Genomic DNA, 6,799 nt, shown 5'->3' with positions numbered 1-6,799 from the left:
CGGGGTATCAACAAATCTGGCGTTGATTTTTGGCACGCTGTTGAGTTCTCAAGGAACGGACGCTTCCTTTGTACTCACCCGAGAGACTCTCTCAGGCTTTCCTCCGGGCAGTTTCCCTTCGGTCCTGCTGTTTTGCTTTGTCTTGCTGTCTTGCGTTTCCGACTCTATCAGACCGTTTCCGGTTCCGATTCCCTGTCGGTGGGATTGCCTTGGGCCTTTTGGCTTTCGCCTGTCGGCCTTTCGACATTCACTACGTTAGCCGATTCCCTCGGCAACTCATAATCGAGTCCGGCGCGTTCACAATTTCGGTGTGCAGGCACGCCGAAATTGCCCCCGCCAAGAGGGAGTCGTAGGTAGTGGGTTGGCCACTTCCGGCTGCAGGCGAACGCCGTACCCGGTTCAAGCGGCTCGGGCTACCTTACGGACCGCCCATAGGGGCGTCAAGTTGAGCGTCGACGAGGCGCATGGGCTCGATAGGGGCTCACCGTAGGGTCGTTGGTGATCCAGAAGCGCCAGGGGTGGACACCGCCGTCGCCGGCCACGCCGGTGCGCGGACCGCTGCTCACCTGCTCGGCGCCGACGGGAGTGCCGCTCAGGATCGTGACCGGTGCGGCCCCGGCGGCGCAGGCGTCCGCGCCGTCGAGGGCCCTGCCCACGTCCAGGGCGGTGGCCAGGCGGGCCGGGCCTTTGGCCAGTTCCTTGTCATTTCGGGCTGAAACTCGACGTTTGCGGGCAAGTTCGGCGCCCTCGATGATCTCGCCGGCCCGGAGCAGGACCCCGCTCGCCGTGCCCTCGGGGCCGCACACCAGGTTCATGCAGTGCCACATGCCGTAGGTGAAGTAGACGTACACATGTCCGGGAGGGCCGAACATCACGCCGTTGCGGCTTGTGGGGCCGCGATAGGCGTGGGAGCCGGGGTCGTTCGGGCCGTCGTAGGCCTCCACCTCTGTGAGGCGCAGTTCGATCGGGCCGTCCGGGGTGTTGCGTACCAGGACACGGCCGAGGAGATCGGGGGCTACCTCCAGTACCGGCCGGTCGAAGAACTCCCTGGGGAGGGGCGTACGGTCAGCGGGCGCGATCATGCCGTCCGAGCGTAGTGCAGGTGTGCTCGGCGAACGGGGTGGCCAGGAGGCGTCCGCCTTGCCAGGGTGAGGACGGAACCGGCCACGGCCGGATCGCGTTTTCAAGGATCAAGGGATCGCAAGGATCGCTGGAGAAGGAGAGACATGGCGTTCAAGAAGCTGCTCGCGAGCCTGGGTGCCGGTGGGGCTTCGGTCGAGACGGTGTTGACAGAGGTCAACGTCGTGCCGGGCGGTGTCGTCCAGGGTGAGGTGCGGATCCAGGGCGGTTCCGTCAATCAGGAGATCCAGGGACTGTCCGTAGGGCTCCAGGCCAAGGTCGAGGTCGAGGGCGGTGACCAGGAGTACAAGCAGGACATCGAGTTCACGAAGGTGCGGCTGGGCGGTGCCTTCGAGGTCCAGGCCGGTGCCGTGCACATCGTGCCGTTCGGGCTGGAGATCCCCTGGGAGACACCCGTCACGATGATCGACGGTCAGGCGCTGCGCGGGATGCACATCGGGGTGACCACCGAGCTGGCGATCGCGCGCGCTGTCGACTCCGGTGACCTGGACCCCATCAACGTGCACCCGTTGCCGGCGCAGAAGGCGATCCTGGACGCCTTCGTCCAGTTGGGCTTCCGTTTCAAGAACGCGGACCTCGAACGCGGTCACATTCGCGGTACGCGGCAGAAGCTTCCCTTCTACCAGGAGGTCGAGTTCTTCCCGCCGGCTCAGTACCAGGGCCTGAGCCAGGTCGAGTTGAGCTTCGTCGCCGACGAGCACGCGATGGACGTGGTGCTGGAGATGGACAAGAAGCCCGGTCTGTTCAGCGAGGGCAGTGACACCTTCCGGTCGTTCCAGGTGGGCCTGCACGACTACCAGGGCACGGACTGGGCCGCGTACCTCAATCAGTGGCTTGCCGAGGTCGGCAGCAAGCGCAGTTGGTTCTAGTAGTTCCAGTAGCCTCCGGTACAGCGCAGATCCGACCCCGTCCCCACCAGGAGGTACCGAGGTGACCGAGCTCAAGAGGCCGCCGCTGCCGCACGATTTCCATCCTCCCGTCCCGTCGTTCACGGTCACGAGCGCGGATGTCGAGGAGGGCGCGAGACTCAAGGACGCTCAGGTCTACGCGTCCGGCAACACCTCGCCGCAGTTGGCGTGGGCGGGGTTCCCGCCGGAGACCAGGAGTTTCGCGGTGACCTGCTACGACCCGGACGCGCCCACGGGCAGCGGGTTCTGGCACTGGGTCGCGTTCGACATCCCGGCCTCGGTGACCGAGTTGCCCGCAGGTGCGGGCAGCGGGAAGTTCGAGGGACTGCCCGAGGGTGTGGTCCAGGCGCGCAGCGACTACGGCACGAGGGAGTTCGGCGGTGCGGCGCCGCCGGCCGGGGACGGTCCGCACCGGTATGTGTTCACGGTGTACGCCGTGGATCAGGAGAAGCTGGGTCCGGACGCGGACGCGTCGCCCGCGGTCGTCGGTTTCCATCTGCGGTTCCACGCGATCGCGCGTGCCCAGCTTGTCGGTGAGTACGAGGTTCCCGCCGAAGTCTGACGTTCATTGAACGTTTGCCCGCCTCTGGTCTTGGAAGTGATCAGAGGCGGGCATTTTTTATTGCGTTGTCCATCTCGGCGTGCCCGGCCAGAGTTGATCCAAGCCCGCCACGCGGTGGGCCTGTGAGCAGAGGAGGTGGGCTGGATGCGGGACACGCTGGTACTGAACGCGAGCTTCGAGCCGCTGTCGACGGTGACGTTGAACCGGGCCGTCGTTCTGGTGCTGCAGGACAAGGCTGTTGTCGAGCAGGCCCACCCCGAGATCCGTATGCGCGGAGCAGCGGTCGACATACCCGCGCCACGTGTGATCAGGCTCTGCCGCTATGTCCGGGTGCCCTTCCGAAGACAAGCTCCGTGGTCGAGGCGTGGTGTGCTGGTCCGGGACCGGCACAGGTGCGCGTACTGCGGGCGGCGGGCGACGACCGTGGACCATGTGGTGCCGCGGGCACAGGGTGGTCAGGACTCGTGGCTGAACACCGTCGCCTCGTGCGCGGAGGACAACCACCGTAAGGCGGCGCGGACTCCGGAGCAGGCGGGGATGCCGTTGCTGCGGCAGCCGTTCGAGCCTTCGCCCGCGGACGCGATGCTTTTGTCTTTGGGGCCGGGGGAGTTCGAGGCGCTGCCTGGGTGGCTGACTCAGCCGGCGGCGTAGCGTCTTGTTCGGGGTCCGTTGGTTGTTCGTTCGCCGCGGGTCCGATGTGGTTGATCGCGCCGTTCCCCGCGCCCCTGAAGGGGCGCGGGGTTACCCCCGGAGTTCTCAAGAAGCCGTCAGTCCGTGATTGACGGCTTTTCTCGGCGTTCGGTGGGCGGGGTGCCCCCGTCGCCCGAACCGCCGCCCAGGTTGCCGAAGTTGCCCATGGCGCCGGACAGGCCCTTGAGTGCGTCGCCGATTTCGCTGGGGACGATCCAGAGCTTGTTGGCGTCGCCCTGGGCGATCTTCGGGAGCATCTGGAGGTACTGGTAGGAGAGGAGCTTCTGGTCCGGGTCGCCGGCGTGGATGGCCTCGAAGACCGTACGGACGGCCTGGGCCTCGCCCTCGGCGCGCAGGGCTGCGGCCTTGGCCTCACCTTCGGCGCGCAGGATCGAGGACTGCTTCTCGCCTTCCGCCGTGAGGATCTGCGACTGGCGGATACCTTCGGCGGTGAGGATCGCGGCGCGCTTGTCACGGTCGGCGCGCATCTGCTTCTCCATCGAGTCCTGGATGGAGGTCGGCGGCTCGATCGCTTTCAGCTCGACGCGGTTGACGCGGATGCCCCACTTGCCGGTGGCCTCGTCGAGGACTCCGCGCAGGGCCGCGTTGATCTCCTCGCGGGAGGTCAGGGTCCGCTCCAGGTCCATGCCACCGATGATGTTGCGGAGCGTGGTGACGGTGAGCTGCTCGATGGCCTGGATGTAGCTGGCGACCTCGTACGTCGCCGCCCGTGCGTCCGTCACCTGGTAGTAGATGACGGTGTCGATGTTGACGACCAGGTTGTCCTGGGTGATCACCGGCTGGGGCGGGAACGGCACGACCTGCTCGCGGAGGTCGATGCGGTTGCGGATGGTGTCTATGAACGGGACGACGATGTTCAGGCCCGCGTTGAGTGTCCGCGTGTACCGGCCGAACCGCTCCACGATGGCGGCGCTGGCCTGTGGGATGACCTGGATGGTCTTGATCAGGGCGATGAAGACCAACACCACCAGAATGATCAGGACGATGATGATGGGTTCCATCGTGGATCCCCGTATCCCTTCTCCGCCTTGACGCTCGCGGAAAGATCGTATGCCTGTTGAAGATCCTGCTTGTTGAAGATCTTGCTGGTCGAGTGTGACAGACCGTCGGCTGCCCTGTGGACGTTCCGCTCACTTGCGTCGTACGAGGTCACATGACGATCGCCGTGGCCCCCTCGATCTCGACGACGTCCACCTCCTGGCCTACCTCGTAGGCGAGTTGGGTGTCGAGAGAGCGGGCCGACCAGACCTCTCCGGCGAGCTTGATCCGGCCGCCGGAGCCGTCGACGCGTTCCAGGACGACGGCCTGCTTGCCCTTCAGCGCGTCGATTCCGGAGAGGAGCCGGGGCCGGTCGGCGCGGTGCCGGTTCGCGATGGGCCGTACGACGGCGATGAGCGCGGTCGACACGATGGCGAACACCAGGACCTGGACGACGACTCCGGCGCCCAGTCCGGCCGTACCGGCGGCGGCCAGGGCGCCCACGGCGAGCATGCCGAACTCCGGCATCGCGGTCACCACGAGCGGGATCCCCAGCGCCACCGCGCCGACGAGCCACCACACCCATGCGTCGATGTCGTTCACATCGTCATGGTAGGTCCGCATGCCTGGTCACCGACAGGGCGCCGATCAACTTGGCGCAGGCTTCTTCCAGTTGTTCCGCTGTTCTGCTTCTTCTGCTTGTTCTGCGGGGTGGTTCGCGCGGAACCGGTGTCCGTCAGGACATCGACAGGCCCTGCGCGGTCCAGCGTTCGCCGACCTGCTCGACGATGAGGGGCAGCCCGAAGCACATCGACAGGTTGCGGGAGGTGAGTTCGAGCTCCAGGGGGCCGGCCGCGAGCACCTTGCCCTGGCGGATCATCAGGACGTGGGTGAAGCCGGGGGCGATCTCCTCGACATGGTGGGTGACCATGATCATGGAGGGGGCGATCGGGTCGCGGGCGAGACGGCCGAGACGGCGTACGAGGTCCTCACGGCCGCCGAGGTCGAGGCCGGCGGCGGGCTCGTCGAGGAGCAGCAGCTCGGGGTCGGTCATCAGGGCGCGGGCGATGAGGGTGCGCTTGCGCTCGCCCTCGGAGAGGGTGCCGAAGCGGCGGTCGAGGTAGTCGCTCATGCCGAGGCGGTCGAGGAAGGCGCGGGCGCGCTGTTCGTCGATGTCCTCGTACTCCTCCTGCCAGCCGGCCGTCATGCCGTACGCGGCGGTCAGCACCGTCTGGAGGACGGTCTGGCGCTTGGGCAGCTTGTCGGCCATGGCGATGCCGGCCATGCCGATGCGCGGGCGCAGGTCGAAGACGTCGACCTTGCCGAGGGTCTCGCCGAGGATGCTGGCGGTGCCCTGGCTGGGGAAGAGGTAGCTGGAAGCGAGGTTGAGGAGGGTGGTCTTCCCGGCGCCGTTGGGGCCGAGGATGACCCAGCGTTCGCCCTCCTTGACCGACCAGGAGACCTGGTCCACCAGAGCCCGGCCCTCGCGGACCACGGATACGTCCTCCAGCTCCAGAACATCGCTCATGAGCGGGTTGTCTCCCAATGCAGTGTCGGCCAGTCTCGCGTTCGTGTGCGCCTATGGGCACAGCCCCCCACGAAATCTACGCCACCGGTCGGCCGGTCCCTCCCCTCGGTCGGTCCTTAGGGTGGGGGCATGCTTTCGGAACCACGCTCAGGACGACTGGCCGCATGGGGAAATGCCCTTTTGGCCGGACTTGTTTCGCCGGACGACGCTGTGCTCGCCATCGTCGGGGAGGACGCGGTGCACCGGGTCGAGGGGCTGCCCGGTGAGTCGGCGCCCGTCGGTCTCACGCTCGCGCTGGGGCGGCTGCGGACGCTCGGCGCGTCCGGGCTGCGGATCGCGCTGCCCGCGCCGGGGCATCCGCTCGGGCTGAGCGGGCCGCCCGAGTTCAACGCGCGGGCGCTGGAGGCGGAGGAGGCGGTGGTCTGCGAGGGGGCCGCGCTGGGGCTGGTCCCGGAGGTGTACGAGGCCGGGCCGGCCGGGGACGTGCATGTCGAGGTCGTCTGGCACTGCCTGCCGGTACGGGAGGCGCCGCCGGCCGACGTGCCGTCCCTCGGGGAGGCCGAGCGGGAGCTCGCGGAGGCGCTGCGCGACGCCACGATGGTCTTGTCCCGGCTGGACGTCGCCGGGTCGGGGCCGGTCGCGGAGGCGGCGGTCGACGCGTACCGGGCGCGGGCGGAGCGGGGGCGCGAGGTGTTGGCGCCGGGGTATCCGCCACGGGCGGTACGGGTGCTGGAGCTGGCGCAGCGGGTGGGGCTGCTGATCTCGGTGGCGTCCGCGAACGGTCCCGGCGGGGCGGTGAGCGCCTCGGAGATCGCGGCGCGGGCGGAGGCGTTGCGGCCCGTGGAGCGGACGGCTCGGCGGGCGCAGGTCGCGGCGTACAACTCCGTTGTGGAGGAGCGGGGGGTGCGGTGAGGTTTGTTGTGGGGTGCGGGTTGGCCGGGGTGGGCGTCTCTGGGGGCGGCCGCCCCCAGG

Annotated in this window: 8 protein-coding genes; 4 read left to right on the top strand and 4 right to left on the bottom strand. The window is 67.8% G+C overall.

The features are described from left to right. Window positions 1-440 precede the first annotated feature (440 nt). Window positions 441-1,082, bottom strand: coding sequence for a DNA-3-methyladenine glycosylase (locus tag AOK08_RS22310; RefSeq protein WP_055529030.1), 642 nt, complete (start codon window positions 1,080-1,082; stop codon window positions 441-443). Between the two features lie 144 nt (window positions 1,083-1,226). Here AOK08_RS22310 and AOK08_RS22305 point away from each other — a divergent pair, with 144 nt between their 5' ends. The 3 genes from AOK08_RS22305 to AOK08_RS22295 all read left to right on the top strand — a co-directional run bounded on the left by AOK08_RS22305 (window position 1,227) and on the right by AOK08_RS22295 (window position 3,261). Continuing rightward, entirely contained in the window at window positions 1,227-2,009 is a 783-nt protein-coding gene (locus AOK08_RS22305) for a sporulation protein (RefSeq protein ID WP_055529027.1), read from the top strand. Between the two features lie 61 nt (window positions 2,010-2,070). Continuing rightward, complete coding sequence (locus AOK08_RS22300) at window positions 2,071-2,610, top strand: YbhB/YbcL family Raf kinase inhibitor-like protein (protein WP_055529025.1); 540 nt, start codon at window positions 2,071-2,073, stop codon at window positions 2,608-2,610. A gap of 144 nt (window positions 2,611-2,754) precedes the next feature. Then, window positions 2,755-3,261 carry an HNH endonuclease gene (locus AOK08_RS22295; RefSeq protein ID WP_055529023.1) on the top strand — a complete coding sequence of 169 codons (507 nt, stop codon included), beginning with the start codon at window positions 2,755-2,757 and terminating at the stop codon, window positions 3,259-3,261. 116 nt (window positions 3,262-3,377) lie between these two features. On the opposite strand, the gene AOK08_RS22290 is transcribed toward AOK08_RS22295, so the two are convergent. From AOK08_RS22290 to AOK08_RS22280, 3 genes are all read right to left on the bottom strand, one after another. Then, window positions 3,378-4,322 (bottom strand): SPFH domain-containing protein, encoded by a 945-nt coding sequence (locus tag AOK08_RS22290; RefSeq protein ID WP_055529021.1) that lies wholly within the window; start codon window positions 4,320-4,322, stop codon window positions 3,378-3,380. A 148-nt stretch (window positions 4,323-4,470) separates the two neighbouring features. Then, window positions 4,471-4,902, bottom strand: a complete 432-nt coding sequence (locus AOK08_RS22285) for an NfeD family protein (RefSeq protein ID WP_055529034.1) — start codon at window positions 4,900-4,902, stop codon at window positions 4,471-4,473. 133 nt (window positions 4,903-5,035) lie between these two features. Continuing rightward, window positions 5,036-5,827, bottom strand: coding sequence for an ABC transporter ATP-binding protein (locus tag AOK08_RS22280; RefSeq protein ID WP_055529032.1), 792 nt, complete (start codon window positions 5,825-5,827; stop codon window positions 5,036-5,038). Window positions 5,828-5,956: 129 nt separating this feature from the next. Here AOK08_RS22280 and AOK08_RS22275 point away from each other — a divergent pair, with 129 nt between their 5' ends. Next, window positions 5,957-6,739: a hypothetical protein gene (locus AOK08_RS22275; RefSeq protein ID WP_079054195.1), complete on the top strand. Its 783-nt coding sequence runs from the start codon at window positions 5,957-5,959 to the stop codon at window positions 6,737-6,739. Window positions 6,740-6,799: the final 60 nt, after the last annotated feature.

Source organism: Streptomyces graminilatus (genome assembly GCF_001418565.1).
Taxonomy (GTDB): Bacteria; Actinomycetota; Actinomycetes; order Streptomycetales; family Streptomycetaceae; genus Streptomyces; species Streptomyces graminilatus.
This window is presented reverse-complemented; position numbering and strand designations above follow the sequence as displayed.

Coding starts and splice junctions, on each gene's coding strand:
- AOK08_RS22310 (WP_055529030.1), bottom strand. CDS start 1,082: ATGATCGCGCCCGCTGACCGTACGCCCCTCCCCAGGGAGTTCTTCGAC.
- AOK08_RS22305 (WP_055529027.1), top strand. CDS start 1,227: ATGGCGTTCAAGAAGCTGCTCGCGAGCCTGGGTGCCGGTGGGGCTTCG.
- AOK08_RS22295 (WP_055529023.1), top strand. CDS start 2,755: ATGCGGGACACGCTGGTACTGAACGCGAGCTTCGAGCCGCTGTCGACG.
- AOK08_RS22290 (WP_055529021.1), bottom strand. CDS start 4,322: ATGGAACCCATCATCATCGTCCTGATCATTCTGGTGGTGTTGGTCTTC.
- AOK08_RS22280 (WP_055529032.1), bottom strand. CDS start 5,827: ATGAGCGATGTTCTGGAGCTGGAGGACGTATCCGTGGTCCGCGAGGGC.
- AOK08_RS22275 (WP_079054195.1), top strand. CDS start 5,957: ATGCTTTCGGAACCACGCTCAGGACGACTGGCCGCATGGGGAAATGCC.